18 protein-coding genes are annotated in these 18,041 nt (G+C 61.7%); 9 read left to right on the top strand and 9 right to left on the bottom strand.

Going from position 1 to position 18,041, the window contains the following annotated elements; translation table 11 throughout:
- Window positions 1-184: 184 nt before the first annotated feature.
- From typA to FF80_RS07795, 5 genes are all read left to right on the top strand, one after another.
- Window positions 185-1,999, top strand: coding sequence for a translational GTPase TypA (typA, locus tag FF80_RS07775; RefSeq protein ID WP_035099087.1), 1,815 nt, complete (start codon window positions 185-187; stop codon window positions 1,997-1,999).
- Window positions 2,000-2,117: 118 nt separating this feature from the next.
- Entirely contained in the window at window positions 2,118-2,726 is a 609-nt protein-coding gene (locus tag FF80_RS07780; RefSeq protein ID WP_035099088.1) for a DedA family protein, read from the top strand.
- 295 nt (window positions 2,727-3,021) lie between these two features.
- Window positions 3,022-3,312, top strand: a complete 291-nt coding sequence (locus FF80_RS07785; protein WP_035099089.1) for a YggT family protein — start codon at window positions 3,022-3,024, stop codon at window positions 3,310-3,312.
- 5 nt (window positions 3,313-3,317) lie between these two features.
- Window positions 3,318-3,635 (top strand): DUF167 family protein, encoded by a 318-nt coding sequence (locus FF80_RS07790; protein WP_035099090.1) that lies wholly within the window; start codon window positions 3,318-3,320, stop codon window positions 3,633-3,635.
- A gap of 172 nt (window positions 3,636-3,807) precedes the next feature.
- Window positions 3,808-5,949 (top strand): sodium-translocating pyrophosphatase, encoded by a 2,142-nt coding sequence (locus FF80_RS07795; protein ID WP_035099091.1) that lies wholly within the window; start codon window positions 3,808-3,810, stop codon window positions 5,947-5,949.
- A 435-nt stretch (window positions 5,950-6,384) separates the two neighbouring features.
- Here the strand turns inward: FF80_RS07795 and FF80_RS07800 are convergent, their stop codons facing one another.
- The 5 genes from FF80_RS07800 to thpR form a co-directional block, all read right to left on the bottom strand.
- Entirely contained in the window at window positions 6,385-6,774 is a 390-nt protein-coding gene (locus FF80_RS07800) for a VOC family protein (protein ID WP_244445731.1), read from the bottom strand.
- Window positions 6,767-7,975, bottom strand: coding sequence for a 23S rRNA (adenine(2503)-C(2))-methyltransferase RlmN (gene rlmN, locus FF80_RS07805; protein ID WP_152558300.1), 1,209 nt, complete (start codon window positions 7,973-7,975; stop codon window positions 6,767-6,769). The genes FF80_RS07800 and rlmN overlap by 8 nt, the downstream gene beginning before the upstream one ends.
- A gap of 236 nt (window positions 7,976-8,211) precedes the next feature.
- Entirely contained in the window at window positions 8,212-8,715 is a 504-nt protein-coding gene (locus tag FF80_RS07810; protein ID WP_160172810.1) for an invasion associated locus B family protein, read from the bottom strand.
- A gap of 85 nt (window positions 8,716-8,800) precedes the next feature.
- Complete coding sequence (locus FF80_RS20910; RefSeq protein WP_052153299.1) at window positions 8,801-9,322, bottom strand: invasion associated locus B family protein; 522 nt, start codon at window positions 9,320-9,322, stop codon at window positions 8,801-8,803.
- A 211-nt stretch (window positions 9,323-9,533) separates the two neighbouring features.
- Window positions 9,534-10,073, bottom strand: a complete 540-nt coding sequence (gene thpR / locus FF80_RS07820; RefSeq protein ID WP_035099093.1) for an RNA 2',3'-cyclic phosphodiesterase — start codon at window positions 10,071-10,073, stop codon at window positions 9,534-9,536.
- 204 nt (window positions 10,074-10,277) lie between these two features.
- Here thpR and FF80_RS07825 point away from each other — a divergent pair, with 204 nt between their 5' ends.
- From FF80_RS07825 to FF80_RS07840, 4 genes are all read left to right on the top strand, one after another.
- On the top strand, window positions 10,278-11,048 hold the full coding sequence (locus FF80_RS07825; RefSeq protein WP_035099095.1) for a Bax inhibitor-1/YccA family protein: 771 nt from the start codon (window positions 10,278-10,280) through the stop codon (window positions 11,046-11,048).
- A 102-nt stretch (window positions 11,049-11,150) separates the two neighbouring features.
- Window positions 11,151-11,648 (top strand): GNAT family N-acetyltransferase, encoded by a 498-nt coding sequence (locus FF80_RS07830; RefSeq protein WP_035099096.1) that lies wholly within the window; start codon window positions 11,151-11,153, stop codon window positions 11,646-11,648.
- Between the two features lie 298 nt (window positions 11,649-11,946).
- Window positions 11,947-12,435, top strand: coding sequence for an ATP-binding protein (locus FF80_RS07835; protein ID WP_035099097.1), 489 nt, complete (start codon window positions 11,947-11,949; stop codon window positions 12,433-12,435).
- A gap of 111 nt (window positions 12,436-12,546) precedes the next feature.
- The gene (locus FF80_RS07840) at window positions 12,547-13,152 is read left to right on the top strand and encodes a hypothetical protein (protein WP_035099098.1); all 606 of its coding nucleotides are present in this window, start codon (window positions 12,547-12,549) and stop codon (window positions 13,150-13,152) included.
- Window positions 13,153-13,173: 21 nt separating this feature from the next.
- On the opposite strand, the gene FF80_RS07845 is transcribed toward FF80_RS07840, so the two are convergent.
- The 4 genes from FF80_RS07845 to acnA form a co-directional block, all read right to left on the bottom strand.
- Window positions 13,174-13,644: a GNAT family N-acetyltransferase gene (locus FF80_RS07845; protein ID WP_152558301.1), complete on the bottom strand. Its 471-nt coding sequence runs from the start codon at window positions 13,642-13,644 to the stop codon at window positions 13,174-13,176.
- On the bottom strand, window positions 13,641-13,958 hold the full coding sequence (locus FF80_RS07850; RefSeq protein ID WP_348270319.1) for a DUF2794 domain-containing protein: 318 nt from the start codon (window positions 13,956-13,958) through the stop codon (window positions 13,641-13,643). Before FF80_RS07850 ends, FF80_RS07845 begins: the two co-directional genes overlap by 4 nt.
- Before the next feature lie 375 nt (window positions 13,959-14,333).
- Window positions 14,334-15,068 (bottom strand): DUF1223 domain-containing protein, encoded by a 735-nt coding sequence (locus tag FF80_RS07855; RefSeq protein ID WP_035099101.1) that lies wholly within the window; start codon window positions 15,066-15,068, stop codon window positions 14,334-14,336.
- Between the two features lie 152 nt (window positions 15,069-15,220).
- Window positions 15,221-17,974, bottom strand: a complete 2,754-nt coding sequence (acnA, locus tag FF80_RS07860; protein WP_035099103.1) for an aconitate hydratase AcnA — start codon at window positions 17,972-17,974, stop codon at window positions 15,221-15,223.
- Window positions 17,975-18,041: the final 67 nt, after the last annotated feature.

Here is an 18,041-nt window from a genome sequence, read left to right on the forward strand (position 1 = left end):
CAACCCACCTTTGCGTGTCGGGCGCTTGTCGGGCGGGCTCAAGTGCTGTAATAGCCGCGACAAATGCGCCAGCCTGCCCGAAAATGCGGCTGGCGTTCATGTTTCCGCATGATTTCAGCCAAGGCGCGCCCCGAACGACTTCCGGGGCCAATTTTTGGGATCATGCCAAAGAGGCCGATCCCCTATGAGCTTGCGCAATATCGCCATCATCGCCCACGTTGACCACGGCAAGACCACCCTGATCGACGTTCTGCTCAAGCAGTCCGGCTCGTTCCGCGAGAACGAACGCGTCGAAGAACGCGCCATGGACAGCAATGATATCGAGCGCGAGCGCGGCATCACCATCCTGGCCAAGGTCACGTCTTTGCTCTGGAAAGACACCCGCATCAATATCGTGGATACCCCCGGCCACGCCGACTTTGGCGGCGAAGTCGAGCGCATCCTGTCCATGGTCGATGGCGTGGTAATCCTGGTTGATGCGGCCGAAGGCCCGATGCCCCAGACCAAGTTCGTACTCGGCAAGGCCTTGGCCCAGGGCCTGCGTCCCATCGTTGCCATCAACAAGATCGATAAATCCGACGAGCGGCACCTCGAAGTGCTCGAAGAAATCTTCGACCTCTTCATCGCGCTCGACGCTTCCCCCGAGCAGCTCGATTTCCCGGTGCTCTACGGTTCGGCCAAGCAGGGCTGGATGGCAATGGAGCCGGAAGGCCCCAAGGAAGATCTGGGCCCGCTGCTCGACAAGGTCATCGAACACGTGCCGGAGCCCACCGTCGAGGAAGGCGCGTTCCGCATGCTGGTCACCACCATCGAGCGCAACCCGTTCCTCGGCCGTATCCTCACCGGCCGCATCACTTCGGGTTCGGTCAAGTCGAACGATCCGATCCACACGCTCAATCGTGAAGGCAAGGAAGTCGAAAAGGGCCGCGTCTCCAAGGTACTGGCTTTCCGCGGTCTCGAGCGCACCCCGGTCGATGTCGGCGAAGCCGGCGATATCGTCGCCATTGCGGGCCTCGTCACCTCGACCGTGGCCGATACGCTGTGCGCCACTTCGGTGACCAAGCCCATCGAATCCAAGCCGATCGATCCCCCGACCCTGTCGGTCACCTTCCGCATCAATGACGGTCCCTTGGCCGGCCGCGAAGGCGACAAGGTGCAGTCCCGCGTCATCCGCGAGCGCCTGATGCGCGAAGCCGAAGGCAATGTGGCCATCCGCGTCACGCCCGGCGACGACAATGACAGTTACGACGTTGCCGGCCGCGGCGAATTGCAGCTGGCCGTGCTGATCGAAAACATGCGCCGCGAAGGGTTCGAGCTGACCATCGGCCGCCCCAAGGTGCTGATGCAGGATATCGATGGCGTCCGCCACGAGCCGATCGAAGAAGTCATCATCGACGTCGATGACGAGCATACCGGCACCGTGGTGCAGAAGCTCACCGAGCGTAAGGGCGAATTGACCGACATGCGTCCGTCCGGCGTTGGCCGCACCCGCATTCAGCTGCTGGTGCCCACCCGTTCGCTGATCGGCTATCAGCCCGAATTGCTCAGCGACACCCGTGGCACGGCCATCTTCAACCGCCTGTTCCACTCCTTCGTGCCCTTCAAGGGCGACCTGCCGACCCGCCGTACCGGCGTGCTGATCTCCAACGGCACCGGCCAGTCCGTCGCCTTCGCGCTGTGGAACCTCGAAGACCGCGGCCCGATCATGATCGATGCCGGCGTCGATATCTATGAAGGCATGATCATCGGCGAGCATTCCCGCGAGAATGACCTTGAGGTCAATGCGCTCAAGGGCAAGCAGCTCACCAATATCCGCACCACGTCCAAGGACGAAGCGGTGCGCCTGACCACGCCCAAGAAGCTGACCCTCGAGCAGTCGCTCGGCTATATCGCCGAAGACGAATATGTCGAGGTCACGCCCAAGTCGATCCGCCTGCGCAAGATCTGGCTCGATCCCAATGATCGCAAGCGCAATATGCGCGCCCAGAAATCGGCGTAAGCCGGGGTTAGGGTTTCGCCACTAGTTTTCCATCACGTCATTGCCCGGCTTGTCCGGGCAATCCATTTCTGGGGCCATCAAATGCGGTGGTGACGCTGGCGCGGCAAGGAGCATCCCCATGACCGACTGGATCATCCAGACCATTTCCCAATGGGGCTATGCCGGCATTTTTGCCGTGATGCTGGCCGAATCCATCTTTCCGCCCATCCCGTCCGAATTGATCATCCCCTTTGCCGGCTTTGCCGCCGCCAATGGCGATCTCAACTTTTTCGGCGTTTTGATCGCGGCCACGGTCGGCGCCGTGGTTGGCATGCTGCCCTGGTATTATGCCGGTCGGCTGTTCGGGCTCGACCGCGTGCGGCGCCTGGCCGACCGTTTCGGTCGCGTCATGACCCTCAATGCCGAAGAGATCGATGTCGCGGTCGACTGGTTCCACCGCTTCGGCCCCATCATCGTGCTGTTCGGCCGGCTGATGCCGCTGATCCGCACACTGATTTCCATTCCCGCGGGCCTCGCCCGCATGCCGCTGCCTGTGTTCCTGCTCGCCTCGACCAGCGGCGCGCTGATCTGGAACACAATCCTGACTTCAGCGGGCTACCTGCTGCATGAGCATTACGAACTGGTCGAGGTGATCCTTGACCCGCTCAGCTATGTCGTGCTGGCTTTGGTCGTGCTGATTTACCTGGTGCGGCTGGTGATGTGGAAGCCGAGCAAGGCGGCGGAATAGGCTTTCGCAAAACGCGAGCCGCCTCGCATTCTGCAAGGCAGGCCCGCTCGCAAAATGCCAATCTTCACAATACTTTAACCTCTGCCGCCCGGTTTGCCTGCCTCCCCGACTTGGCACGCTAGTTGCTATTATGGGGATGTCCGGAAGTTCCCATGTAATGCGTACCGGATGTCAGTCATGTGGGCCCCGCACCGTGCGACCGGTGCGGGGCTCTCATGTCTTTGGGCAACCACACTCTTGTGGCAAGACCGCATAGCCATTAGATAATTCGCCGAACGTTCAACCGGAGACGCCCATGCGCGCCGTGCTCGATATCATCCTTCTCATCCTCCAGCTGTACTGGTGGGTTGTCCTGGCCATGATCATCATGAGCTGGCTGATCTCGTTCAACGTGATCAATACCCGCAATCAGTTCGTCGCCGCCGTCTGGCGCATTCTCAACCAGCTGACCGAACCGGTATTGCGCCCGATCCGCCGGGTCATGCCGAATTTCTCGGGGCTCGATATTTCCCCGATCATCCTGTTCCTGATCCTGTTCTTCATCGAACGCATCATCATCTACTACATCTATCCCAACGTGTTCTGATCCCCTTGGATCGCCCCGCTTGCTATCGGCTCAGCCCCTCGGGGCTGAGCCTTTTTGTTCGCGTTACCCCCAATGCCGGCCGCGACGCCATTGAGGGCGTGGAACAACGCGACGATGGCAGCGCCGTGCTGCGGGTCCGCGTCAAGGCGGTGCCCGACAAAGGCAAGGCCAATGCGGCCGTGGTGGCACTGCTCGCCAAGGCTTTGGGCGTATCCAAATCGGCGGTGAGCGTGGTGAGCGGGGCGACCGCACGGCTCAAGACACTGGCCGTGATGGGCGATAGTGCCGCCTTGATCAAGGCGCTCGGGAATATTCCGTCCTAGCCGCCCACCCACCACTGCGGCAAATCATCGCAATATCCATTGCTTAACGCACAAATCCATCACATCATCGGCCCCCAGAAGGGGCACAGAGGAGGATGGGCTTAGCGCCGATTGGAGGATCGGCCCTGGTCCATGCTGGGTCCCTGGAGGAACACCGAGAGGGACTTAAGGAATGACTTTGGCTTTATGGCTGATCGTCGTCTGTGGCGGGCTCAGCATTGTTTATGGCGTGATCACCACCCAGGGCCTGCTGGCGGCCGATGCCGGTTCGGCCCGCATGCAGGAAATCTCGGCCGCTGTGCGCGAAGGCGCCTCGGCCTATCTCAAGCGGCAATATACCACGATCGCCATAGTGGGCGTGGTCATCCTGATCGCCGCCTATTTCCTGCTCGGCATCTATGCTGCCATCGGCTTTCTGATCGGGGCGGTGCTCTCGGGCGCGGCCGGCTTTATCGGCATGAACGTCTCGGTGCGGGCCAATGTGCGTGTCGCCCAGGCGGCCACCACCTCGCTGGCGCGCGGGCTTGACCTGGCCTTTAAATCCGGCGCGGTAACCGGCATGCTGGTGGCGGGGCTGGGCCTGCTCGGTATCACCCTCTATTTCATCATCCTGACCGGCATGGGCCATGCGCCCACCAGCCGTACCGTCATCGATTCTCTGGTGGCGCTCAGTTTCGGCGCTTCGCTGATTTCGATCTTCGCCCGTCTGGGCGGCGGCATTTTCACCAAGGGCGCCGATGTGGGCGGCGACATGGTAGGCAAGGTCGAAGCCGGCATTCCCGAAGACGATCCGCGCAACCCCGCCACCATTGCCGACAATGTGGGCGACAATGTCGGGGACTGCGCCGGTATGGCGGCCGATCTGTTTGAAACCTATGTGGTCACCATCGTTGCCACCATGGTGCTGGCCGCCATCATTCTGCCCGAGACCTTCAAGCTGACCGGCATGGTGCTGCCGCTGGCCATTGGCGGGGCTTGTGTCGTCACCTCGATCATCGGCACCTATTTCGTCAAGCTGGGTGCCTCCAACAATATCATGGGCGCGCTCTACAAGGGCGTCATCGCCACCGGTGTACTCTCGCTGGTCGCGCTGCTCCCCGTGCTGTGGCTGATGTTTGGCGATCTCAACACCGCCATCGAGGCATCAGACAAGACCTTCACCCCGATGAGCCTGTTCTGGTGCGGCGCGGCGGGCCTGATCATTACCGGGCTGATTATCGTCATCACCGAATATTATACCGGCACCAATCGTCGCCCGGTCAATTCCATCGCCGAAGCCTCGGTCACCGGCCATGGCACCAATGTCATCCAGGGCCTGGCCGTATCGCTGGAATCCACGGCCCTGCCGGCCCTGGTCATCATTGCGGGCATTATCGTCACCTATAATCTGGCCGGCCTGTTCGGCATTGCGTTTGCGGTGGCCACCATGCTGGCTCTGGCCGGCATTATCGTGGCGCTCGATGCCTTTGGCCCCGTCACCGACAATGCCGGCGGCATCGCCGAAATGGCCGGACTCGACAAGGAAGTGCGCCACAATACCGACGCGCTCGATGCCGTCGGCAATACCACCAAGGCCGTCACCAAGGGCTATGCCATCGGTTCGGCCGGCCTGGGCGCCCTGGTGCTGTTTGCCGCCTATACGCAGGATTTGATCTATTTCGCCAATCTCCCCGATGCCCCGGCCATCTTCCAGGGCATGGGCACGCTCAGCTTCTCGCTGGCCGACCCTTACGTCGTGGTGGGCCTGCTGTTCGGGGGGCTCTTGCCGTTCCTGTTCGGTGGCATGAGCATGACCGCCGTGGGCCGCGCCGCCCAATCGGTCGTGGTCGAAGTGCGCCGCCAGTTCAAGGAACGTCCGGGCATCATGGCCGGCACCGAAAAGCCCGATTATGGCCGGGCCGTCGATATGCTGACCAAGGCCGCGATCAAGGAAATGATCGTGCCCTCGCTGCTGCCCGTGCTCAGCCCAATCGTGGTGTTCTTCCTGATCAACTGGATCGCCGGCCCCGCCGCGGGCTTTTCGGCCCTGGGCGCCATGCTGATGGGCGTCATCGTCACCGGCCTCTTCGTCGCCATCTCCATGACCGCCGGCGGCGGCGCCTGGGACAATGCCAAAAAGAGCTTCGAAGACGGCTTCACCGACAGCCACGGCGTCGTCCACCACAAGGGCGGCGACGCCCACAAGGCAAGCGTCACCGGCGACACCGTCGGCGACCCCTACAAGGACACAGCGGGCCCTGCGGTGAACCCGATGATCAAGATTACGAATATCGTGGCGCTGCTGTTGTTGGCGGTGTTGGCGCATTTGGGGTAGCCAGACGTAGTCTGGACTGGAATGAAGAAGGCCCGGGGGCGACCCGGGCCTTTTCAACACGCGCTATTCGTCTGCAGCTTGCGGTTTGCCCGCGTCTTCGGTGCGCTGCGGTTCTGGTCATTCATGAGCGCGTCTCGCGCCTGACCATCCTGGTGCGTCAACCCAGCAAGGCCGCCCGGCCGGTGCTCGACACACCTCACCAGCCGGCTGTCTGAACTCCCCGCCGGTCTGCGCCAGACCATCACCTTCGACAATGGCACCGAGTTCGCCCTGCACTATCGGCCCACCGAACGGCTCGGCATCCAGACTTTCTTCTGCGATCCCCATGCACCCTGGCAAACAACCGGTCCGGCCGCACTGGTTCATCGAATATATCGGTGGCAATATTGGCGAGTAGGGACGCGTCCGCGGCCGTTATCCGGCGACAGTTTATGGTCATGACCCTGCCTGCTCCCAGAGGCGGAGGAGATACCCATCCGGGTCCTGTACGCAAAACTGGCGCTGACGAACCACGTCATCACCAACCCGGTAGGCTTTGGTTTCCAGAGGCTGGAACAGAGCAACGCCCGCCTCTTGCAACCGGGCAAGAACCGGGTCAAGAGCCACAACTTCGATCTGGAAATTGACTCCGCGGCCAAGCGGCAATTCAAGCGGGGCAGTCACCCAATCCCGGCCAATACCAAGCTGGTCGAGCATCAACTCGGCGGCACCCAATTCGAGATAGGCAAAACCCTCGTCCGGCCGGCTATAACGCACCGAAAAGCCCAGCAAGTTGCAATAAAAGTGCAGGCGGAAAGCTCGGGAACCAGCGCGGGCGTCATACACCAGCCAGCGCGTCGCGGTCTTTCTTGGAGAGGCGTTCGCTTTCGCTCTTGAGCTGGCCGCAGGCGGCGAAGATGTCGCGGCCGCGCGGGGTGCGGACAGGGCTGGCATAGCCGGCTTTGTTGACGATATCGGCAAAGCGCTCGATGCGGCTCGAAGGGGAGCAACCATAATTGGTGCCCGGCCAGGGATTGAACGGGATGAGGTTGATCTTGGCGGGAATGCCGGCCAGCAGCCGCACCAGTTCGCGCGCATCGGCATCGCTGTCATTGATGCCGTCCAGCATCACATATTCAAAGGTGATGCGGCGGGCGTTGCTGAGGCCCGGATAATTGCGGCAGGCGTCGAGCAGCTCGGCAATCTTCCATTTCTTGTTGATCGGCACCAGCACGTCGCGCAGGTCGTCATTCACCGCATGCAGGGAAATGGCCAGCATGACATCGATCTCGCGGCCGGTCGGCTCGATGAACGGCACCACACCCGAAGTCGAGAGCGTGATGCGGCGCTTGGACAGACTCATGCCATCGCCGGCCGAGGCGATCAGCAGCGCCTGCTTCACATTGTCGAAATTGTAGAGCGGCTCGCCCATGCCCATCATCACGATATTGGTGATGGCGCGGCTTTCCCCACCGGGAACCAGGCCCCCATCATCGGGGCGGCTGCCGCCGGGAAAATCGCCCAGGCGCTCGCGGGCCATCAGGATCTGGCCCAGGATTTCGCCGGCAGTGAGATTGCGGACGAGTTTTTGGGTTCCCGTGTGACAAAAAGTACAGGTCAGCGTGCAGCCCACTTGGGACGAGACACAAAGTGTCCCGCGATCTTCCTCGGGGATGTAGACGGTTTCGATTTCGACCGGGGGATAGTTCGGATTGGCCGGATCGCGGAAGCGGAACAGCCATTTGCGGGTACCATCGGAGGAGACCTGCTCGGAGGCGATCTCGGGACGATCCAGAATAAAGGTATCGGCCAGTTTCTGGCGCACCGGCTTGGCCACATTGGTCATGCGCTCGAAATCGGTGACGCCATTGACATAGAGCCAGTTCCACAACTGGCTCGCGCGCATGCGGGCTTCCTTGTCGGCGGCAATGCCGGCAGTGGTCAGCGCCTCGGCCAGCTGCAGCTTGCTCAGGCCGATCAGCGACGGCCGGCTCGCCGCGGCGGGGCGGATAACGGACGAGTGATCGAGATTAAGCGCAATGCTCATGGCAAGGGGTCCAGACGTGACGGAAGCGCGGGCCAATAGCATATAGGACAGCTTTAGGCAAAGTCACGGGGCGGGCAGGTGCTTTGCTTGCGGCGCAAGAGGCCCTGCTCCCAGTAGACCTCATCCTGAGCTTGTCGAAGGACGAGGTCGTGGCACACGAGCCTCCACTCACTCGACCTCATGGTCGACGGGCTCACCATGAGGTCTTCTTGGAGCCGCGCTCGCGAGTGGCGTTTCTAGCAGCCGCTGCTGATCGACTGCGATGCGGCGGTGGCGCCGGAAAGCGAAAAGGTCTGCACCACTTTGATGCCACCGGCGGTCGTGCCTTCGACGGTCAGGCTCGAGCCGGCGCGGATGGCGCTGGCCAGGGCATCGGACTGGACGGCATCGTCGAGCCAGGCGGCGTCGTTCTGGGTGAACAGGTTAAAGCTCTGCCCGCCCACGGTGACCGTGGCCATGCTGTCGGGCTGGAAGGCAAAACCGGCAACCAGGTTGAATTCATTGGCGACATTCTCGCCCGGCCTATTGGTGATGTAGAGATAGCTTTGGGTATAGCCATCGGGCTCGGGCTGTACGCTGGTCGGCTTGGTCATGGCAAAGCACACTGCGCCCGCGCTGTCACTGGCGGCATAGCTCGACCAGGCCCGGTGCTCGCCCAGCAGCCGCACCGATTGCGCCATGGCTGCATTGGGCAGCATCACAATGGCGGCAAGAGCAAGTGCGGCAGCGAATTTGATCATCATGGCCTCTTGATATGCAACAGGGGCGAGCCCTTTTCGGACCCGCCCCGAATTATGGTGTTTCGCCCGAACCGGGCAAGGCAAATTACTGGCAGGCCGCGTCGATGGCGTTGACGGCCGCCGTAGCGCCGGACAGCGAATAGATGTCGGTCGTATTGGTGCCGCGCTGGCTGGTGCCCTTGATGACCAGGCTATTGCCCGCCTTGAAGGCCGCGACGAACCCCGCTTCATCCCCGGTCGAGGCGAGCCAGGCGGCCGAGCCTTCGGTGACCATTGGATAGGTCTTGCCATCGATCGCAGCGCTCGCTCCGGCATTGGTGGTATTATAGGGATAGCCGATGATCGTCTGCACCTCGTTCTTGGTGCCCATGCCCTTGCGATGGATGATCATGAAATGGATCGGGTCGCGATTGGCGCCAGCCGGCTCGCTTTTTTGCGGCGTCGCCGAGACATAGCAGATCACGCCAGAAGCGTCCGTCGCCTGCCAGGCCGTCCACGCGTTGAAGGTCCCCAGTTCGGTCGCCTGCTGCGCTTGGGCGGCAGGGGCCAGAGCCATGATTGCGGCGACCGCGAGCCCGAGCATCAGGCCACCGGTTTTCGTCGTCATTGCCAATTTCTTCCTCATCATCAGATCCGGGTTGGGAGGAGCTTGCCCGCTTCAACTTGCCCCAACATGGTTACCAAGGTGTCAAACGCCGCCGCATCCGACCGATTTGTCTCAAATGCGAGCCAATCGCGGCGGCATTTTGGCGTATAGCCGATCATGGTCCCCGGTTTGCGCCGTCGCGGTTAACATAGTGCTAACACTTGCGTGAACGTCAGGCGGCCAAGGGGTAACTCTGTTCAACCACATAGGGGCCACCGCCTACCGAATCCTTGCTCGAATACAGCACGAACCGGCCCACCGGAAAGCTCAGCGGCTCGAACCGCCCGGCCTCGGCCATGAAGCGGGCAACCTCTTCGGCGCTACAATTGCGTAACCGCGCCAGCGACACATGCGGCACGAATTTGCGCCCCTCGGGCGGCAGGCCCGCCCGCTGCAACACCCGTTCCTGCGCTGCCTGCAAACGAACCAGCGCCTCGTTCATCTCCACCCCGGCATAGAGCGCCCGCGGCTTGTCGCCGCCGAAAATCCCCAAATGCGTCAGGCGGATGGAAAAGCGCAGCGAATTGGAAAGCCGGTCCAGACTGTCCACCACTTCATTGGCGGTCTGGTGGTCAACATCGCCGATAAAGCGCAGCGTGATGTGGTAATTTTCGGGGTCGATCCAGCGTGCCCCGGTCAACCCACCCCGCTTGAGCGAGAGGGCAAATCCCACATCGGCCGGGATTTCGAGGCCGGTAAAGAGCCTGGGCATGGGCTCCTCCTCTAGTGGATCAATCACGCGATTCGTGGTTTGACCCTAACACAAGCGCGTCATGGGGCCAGTTCAAACGTCGCGGGGCCCCGTTCGGCCTTGTAAACAACTGGTCCCCCATCCATATTGTGCGTCAAGTGGCGAAGCAATGCGCCCACCGGCGGTGCAACGGACCGCTCTACCAATTGGGAAAGGAAACCGACTATGGCTGAATATGACCGTCAGACCCTCGGTGCGCGGGCCGGCTCGGCCTTGGCCATCGACGAGGGCCTGCGTAGCTACATGCTGCGCGTCTACAATTACATGGGTGTCGGGCTGGTTGTGACCGGGCTTGCCGCCTGGTTTGCCGCTGCCGCCGCCATCACCACCAATCCGGACGCCGCCGTGGGCCAGCTGGCCAATGGCCAATATGTGACCCAGTGGGGCGCCCTGCTCTATGCAAGCCCGCTGCAATGGGTCGTGATGCTCGCTCCGCTGGCTTTCGTGCTGGTGCTCAGCTTTGGCATCAACAAACTCTCGGTGCCGGCCGCGCAAGCCGTGTTCTGGGCGTTTGCCGCCATTATGGGCGTGTCGCTGTCTTCGATCTTCCTGGTCTATACCGACGCTTCGATCGCCAAGGTGTTCTTCATCACCGCCGCGACCTTTGGGGCCATGAGCCTTTACGGCTACACCACCAAGCGCGACCTGACCCAGATGGGCAGCTTCCTGTTCATGGGTCTGATCGGCCTGATCATCGCCTCGTTGGTCAATATCTTCATGCAGTCCTCCATGCTCGAATTCGCCATCTCGGCGGTCGGCGTGCTGATCTTTGTGGGCCTGACCGCCTATGACACGCAGAAGATCAAGGAAGGCTATGACGAAGCGCATGGCGCCGATGTGCTGGCCAAGGGCGCCATCATGGGCGCGCTGAGCCTCTATCTCGACTTCATCAACCTGTTCATGATGCTGCTCCGCCTGTTCGGCAATCGCGAGTAAGCCTCAGTCTCCTTGATTGGACGATCAAGGAATTTGGTTGGACGACAGATCGGACCGCATCCTAAAACGGGTGCGGTCCTTTTCTTTGCCGAGTTATGAGCCGTGTCCAATCCTATCCTGCGCCCCTTTGCCTGGTCCGACGTGCCCGCCATTACCGCGATCTACCGCCATTATGTGGACACGACGGCGATCACCTTTGATACCGAGGCGCCGGGCGAGGCGGCGATGGCAGAAAAACTCGCCCATCTTGTCGCGCTGGGCCACCCCCTGATCGTGGCCGAACAGGACGGCAAGGTGCTCGGCTATGCCTATGCCAGCTTCTATCGCCCACGTGCCGCCTATCGCTTCACCTGCGAAGATTCGATCTATCTCAACCCCGAAGCGACCGGCAAAGGGCTGGGCAAGCTGTTGCTGACGGAGCTTTTGGCGCAGTCAAGAGCCTTCGGCTTTAAGCAGATGCTGGCGGTGATAACAGCCGACACGGCCAATTCCATCGCCATCCACGAAAAATTCGGCTTCACCCATGTCGGGCGCTACGATTCCGTCGGCTACAAATTCGATCGCTGGCACGACATCGTGCATCTGCAGCTGGCACTCTAGGCTTGGCAGGCATAATCCGCCTCCCTCGCCGCGATGGGGGAGAACCACCGCATATGTCTCTATGTCGAGGCTCCATCGTCCCCTCGCCCCTCAGGGGAGAGGGTAGCGGCGCCGGGAGCAAAGCGACCTGGCAGAGCTGGGTGAGGGGTGCCGTGCTGGCATATCCCGTTCTTTGCAGCATCGCACCCCTCACCCGCCGGCTTCGCCGCCGACCTCTCCCCTGAGGGGCGAAGTGAAACCCGGCCATGTGCGATAACCTCCCTTCAAGGGGAAGAACGCTAAGGATTGGACCCACGACATGACCGTTCTGCACCTCATGGTCGGGCTGCCCTGTTCGGGCAAGAGCACCAGGGCAAAGCAATTGGAGGCTGAGCTTGGTGCGCTGCGGCTGACGCCGGATGAATGGCATATTGAGCTGTTCGGCGATGACGTCGCCGATCCCGACCATGACCGGCGCCACGATGCAGTCGAAGCGCTGATGTGGCGGGTCGCCAGTGCCGTTCTGGCCAAGGGTGTGGATGTGATCCTCGATTTCGGCTTCTGGGCGCGCGTCGAGCGCGAGGACTTTGCTGCCCGCGCGGCGGCTTTGGGCGCCGCGACCAAAATCCATTTCATGGACGTGCCTCGCGACGAGCTATTGGTCCGCCTGGCGCGGCGCAATGCCGAAGCGCCCGAGCATGCCTTTATCATTCCCGAAAGTGACCTGCTGGGCTGGCTGGCCCGCTTCGAGCCGCCAACAGCGGATGAGCTGGCGACGATCGCAGCGGCCGGCAGCCAGCATCAGTAGACCTCATCCTGAGCTTGTCGAAGGGCGGGGGCGTGGCATAGAAGCCTCCACTCGCCCGACCTCGTGGTTCGACAAGCTCACCATGAGGTCTCTCACCATCAGGACGCATCGATGACGCCGCAAAAAACTCCGGCCCATGATGCCTGGAGCCCCTTCCACCCACGCGAACTGGCGCAGCGGCTGGAGCATATATCCCGGCCTTGGTGCATTGTCGGCGGCTGGGCGCTGGACCTCTGGCATGGTCATGAGACGCGCGAGCATGAGGATATCGAATTCACCGTGCTGCGCGGCGATGTGAGCCTGTTCCGACAAGCTCTATCGGACCTTGAATTCTACGCGACCGGCAGCGGAGTGGTTGACTATCTACCCGATGGGCAGGAGCCGCCCGCGGACATTTTCCAGATCTGGTGCCAGGACCCGGCGGCGCAACGCTGGCGAGTGGATATGATGATCGAGCCGGGCACGCCGGACCTGTGGGTCTACAAGCGAGACCCGGGCATCACCCGACCACGTGCGGAGATGGTCGCGGTAACGCCGGATGGCCTGCCCTATCTCAAGCCTGCCGCCATCCTGCTGTTCAAGGCCAAGTTGGCCCGGGACAAGGATGAGGTGGATTTCGCCAATGCGGTGCCGAAGCTGGAATCCGCAGAGCGGTTGTGGCTGAAGACAATGCTGGAGCGGGCGCATCCGGGGCACGAGTGGATTGGACGATTGTAAAGCCGCGATCTGCAACTCCAGCTACACCAATACTTTCCGCATCGGATAGCCGCTGACCACGCGGCCGCTGGTTTGCGGGCCGTCCGCCTGCCAGCCCCGGCTTTGGTAAAAGGCACGGGCCGTGTTGGTGCTTTCGAGCCTGCCTTCACGATGGCCTAGCGCGACGAGCGCCTGTTCCAATCGGGCGAGCAGAGCTGTGCTGATGCCGGCAAAGCGCGCCTGCGGAGCGACATAGTTGAGGGCCACTGTGCCGTCCTTCGTTGCCGCGCCGACGGCCACGATCGCGCCGTCGCGCTCGGCCACGTAAAGTTCGAGATCGGGATTGGCCACCATGACAGCCACGCCCGCTTCGCTCTTGTTGCGCGTCCAGGCAGTAATGGCACTGGGATCCCCGCCATGGTCGGCAACACAGAGTTCGGTGATCGAGGCGGTCAGCACCACGCTCATGGCAGGCACATCGGCCGCAATAGCGCGGCGAATGTGCAATGTCACCCCACCACCGCCAATTGCGGATCGAGGACGCGCAGCACCTGGCTGAGGTCGTGGCCGCGCTTGAGGATGCGGCCCTGCTGGTTGGTGACCGAATATTGGCCCTGGCGATTACGCAGCTTGGGGGATTTTTCGACGATGAACAGCGGGCGCTCGGAGACGCGGGCATAGATGGAGAAGACGGCGCGCTCGCGCAAAAAATCCATCGCGTAGTCGCGCCACTCACCCAGCCCGACCTTGCGGCCATAGACCGACAGGATCAACATCAACTCGCGGCGGTCGAACGCCACGATGGGCATGGCCCTGGCTTGAGGCACACTGGAAGGCGCCTCTCCGGAATGGACCAGAGCCAGGCTTACCGGCTTGTCATGCGGCGTACGGCCTTGCACCGGTAACGCTCTCTCCGCTTGTCAACGCAGTGTCATGATTGCGGCATTTGCCTTTGCGCGCAAGGGTGCATGTCCAATCCGGTGGTGGGGAGACAAAATACCCAATTTCGAACACAGTTTTTCCCTCACAGCGCCAGATTGGGCAGTCAGCTTGCCAGCATTGCCTCCAGTGGTTGGCAACCGGACCGAACGAGCCCCCAAACCATGACGTTCGGTTGCCAACCAACCTTTTAGTTGACCAAGTCAGTCTATTCCTCCCGTTCCTGCCCCCAGGAACGGGAGTTCTTTTTGTCTGGATGGCGCTTAGCGCTCGAAGGCCGCGGCACCCAGGATCGGGCCGGGCAGCCCATCCTTTTCCTGCTGCACGATGACCGCCATGCCGGTATTTTCCGCCAGCATTTCGGGGAGCGGCAATTTCAGATCCGCGCCCGTCGCGCCTTCCCACATGCCCAGCGCCTGTCGGCCGGTCACCACCTGGGTATAGACCATGGTCTTACCGGCATTTTCGCCCTTGTCGATGGCCACATCGGCACGATCGAGATAGGTCACCAGCCACACCACCGCATTGTCGAAATCAGCATCGGGCGGCACGGCGATCTTGAGCAGGTCGCCCTGCCTGGTGATATCGACCGACAGGGGGAGCGTGGCAGCATCGAGCGCCCCATGCACCTCGTTGCGGCGCGAACCGACGACCCCCTTGTCGCCATTGACCACCATTTGCGGGGTATAGATACGCGAGGAGCCCCAGCTTTTGGCATAGGCGCGCTGGCGATCGGAATAATCGGCTTGGCCGAACGTGTCTTCCCAGCCCACATAATCCCAATAATCGACATGATAGGCGAGCGCGATGACATCGCCTTCTTCGGCAAGACTGGTCAGCAGCGCATCGGCCGGCGGGCATTGCGCACAGCCTTGGCTGGTGAACAATTCGACCACGGCCTTGGGGCGGTCATGCACTTTTTCCGCACCAGCCGGAAGGGCCAGGACGAGGAAGGCGGCAATGCCGGAGACCGGTGCAAATAGGGAACGCGATATCATGGGCAAACTTGTAAGCTGGCCCTGACAAGCCCCGCCAGTCAAAAGAGGGTGAGAGCGGGAAAAACGCCGCCAGCGTTTCCTTCATGCCACGGTGCAAAGAAAATGGCGGCCCCGAGGGACCGCCATTTCCAATTCGGCAATGTAAGCAGCTTTTACGCGGCGACGAGGCTGCGCAGCACGTAATGCAGGATGCCGCCATTCTTGTAGTAATCGAGCTCATTGGCCGTATCGATGCGGCAACGGGTCTCGACATTGAGGACCGAGCCATCGGCGCGGGTGATCTTGACGGTGACCTGAGCGCGCGGCGCGATCTCGGTGACGCCTTCGATATCAACGGTTTCCGAACCGTCGAGCCCCAGGCTCTGCCAGCTTTCGCCATCCTTGAACTGCAGCGGGATGACGCCCATACCGACCAGATTCGAGCGGTGGATACGCTCGAAAGATTGGGCGATGACGGCGCGCACGCCGAGCAGATTGGTGCCCTTGGCAGCCCAGTCACGCGAGGAGCCCGTGCCATATTCCTTGCCGGCAAAGATCACCAGCGGCGTGCCGGCGGCCTGATAGGCCATGGCGGCGTCATAGATCGCCATCTGGCTGCCATCGGGGCCCTTGGTGTAGCCGCCTTCGACGCCGTCGAGCATCTGGTTCTTGATGCGGATATTGGCGAAGGTGCCGCGCATCATCACTTCATGATTGCCGCGACGGGCGCCATAGGAATTGAAGTCCCGCGGCGCAACTTGCCGTTCTTCCAGATACTTGCCAGCCGGGGTCGATGCCTTGAACGAGCCGGCCGGAGAAATGTGGTCGGTGGTGATCGAATCAAGGAACAGGGCGAGCACCTTGGCCTTTTCGACATTGGTGATGGGCTTGGGCTCCATCGACATGCCTTCGAAATAGGGCGGGTTCTGCACATAGGTGGAAGACGAATTCCACTTATAGGTTTCCCCGCCATCGACGGCGATGCCCTGCCAATTGGTGTCACCCTTGAACACGTCCGAATAGCGGGCGCGGAACATTTCGGCGGTCACGTGCTTGCGCACGATCTCGGCGATCTCGTGGTTGGAAGGCCAGATATCCCTCAAGTAGACCGGCTGGCCATTGCTGCCAATGCCGAGCGGCTCGGTGGTGACATCGACATTGAGCGAGCCGGCCAGCGCATAGGCCACCACCAGCGGCGGGGAGGCCAGATAATTGGCGCGCACGTCAGGATTGACGCGGCCCTCGAAGTTACGATTGCCCGACAGCACCGAGCAGGCGACCAGCTTGTTCTCGTTGATGCAATCGGAAATCGCCTGAGGCAGCGGGCCAGAATTGCCGATACAGGTGGTGCAGCCATAACCGACCAGGTTAAAGCCCAGCGCGTCCAGATCTTCCTGCAGGCCCGCGGCCGTCAGGTAGTCGGTGACCACCTGCGAGCCGGGGGCCAGCGAGGTCTTGACCCAGGGCTTGGAATTGAGCCCCAGCGCCCGCGCCTTGCGGGCGACGAGGCCGGCAGCAACCAGCACCGAAGGATTGGACGTATTGGTGCAGGAGGTGATCGCGGCGATCACCACATGGCCGTCATCAAGGCCATATTCCGCGCCCTTGACCGGGAAAGCGGCATCCTCGGGAATGTCGCCGACGCCGGTGGCGCCCTCATCGACAAAGCGCGATTCCTGCTTGTCCGCCGGCAGGCGGGTGCGTTCGGCGCGGCCACCGGCCAGCTCGGGCAAAGCCTTGGCGAAGGAAGCAGCAGCATCCTTGAGGGCCACGCGATCCTGCGGACGCTTGGGGCCCGAGAGCGAGGGTACGACGGTCGACAGGTCGAGTTCGAGTGTCGAGGTAAAGACCGGATCGGGCGAGCTGGTCTCGCGGAACATGCCCTGGGCGCGCGAATAGGCCTCCACCAGCGCCACACGCTGCGGGTCGCGGCCCGAGGTGGTGAGGTATTTCAGCGTATCCGTATCGACCGGGAAATAGCCGCAGGTAGCGCCATATTCCGGCGCCATATTGGCGATGGTCGCCTGGTCTTCGAGGCTGAGGTAATCAAGGCCCGGCCCGTAGAATTCCACGAACTTGCCGACCACGCCCTTCTTGCGCAGCATTTCGGTGACGGTCAGCACCAGATCGGTGGCAGTGATGCCTTCATTGATCTTGCCGGTGAGCTTGAATCCCACCACTTCGGGGATCAGCATGGTGATCGGCTGGCCTAGCATGGCAGCCTCCGCCTCGATGCCGCCCACGCCCCAGCCGAGCACGGCCAGGCCATTGACCATAGTGGTGTGCGAATCGGTGCCCACCAGAGTATCGGGATAAGCAACGGTTTCGCCATTCTCGTCCTTGGTCCAGACAGTCTGGGCCAGATATTCGAGATTGACCTGGTGGCAAATGCCGGTACCGGGTGGGACGACGCGGAAATTATCGAACGCCGACTGACCCCAGCGCAGGAATTCATAGCGCTCGCCATTACGCTCATATTCGAGCTCGACATTCTGACCGAAGGCCAGCGCGGTGCCGAAGCTATCCACCATCACCGAGTGATCGATGACCAGATCGACGGGAACCAGCGGATTGATCTTCTGCGGATTGGCGCCGAGCTTGGCCGTGGCGTCGCGCATGGCAGCCAGATCCACCACCGCGGGAACGCCGGTGAAATCCTGCATCAGCACGCGGGCCGGACGGTAGGAAATTTCATGCTCGGAGGTGCGGGTCGTCAGCCAGGTGGCGACGGCCTCGATATCGGCCTTGGTGACCGTGCGGTTGTCTTCGAAACGCAGCAGGTTTTCCAGCACCACTTTCATCGAATGAGGCAGGCTCGACACGCCCTTGAGGCCGTTCTTCTCGGCTTCGGCGATGGAATAATAGGTATAGGTCTTGCCGCCGACCGTAAGGGTCGATTTGGACTTGAAGCTGTTTACTGACGTCATGGTGCTCCGCCCTTCGCTGGAATTGCTGCTGACGCGACAAGCGCAGTCGGAAAAGCTCCCGAAATCC

This window comes from Devosia sp. LC5 (assembly GCF_000735585.1).
Taxonomy (GTDB): domain Bacteria; phylum Pseudomonadota; class Alphaproteobacteria; order Rhizobiales; family Devosiaceae; genus Devosia.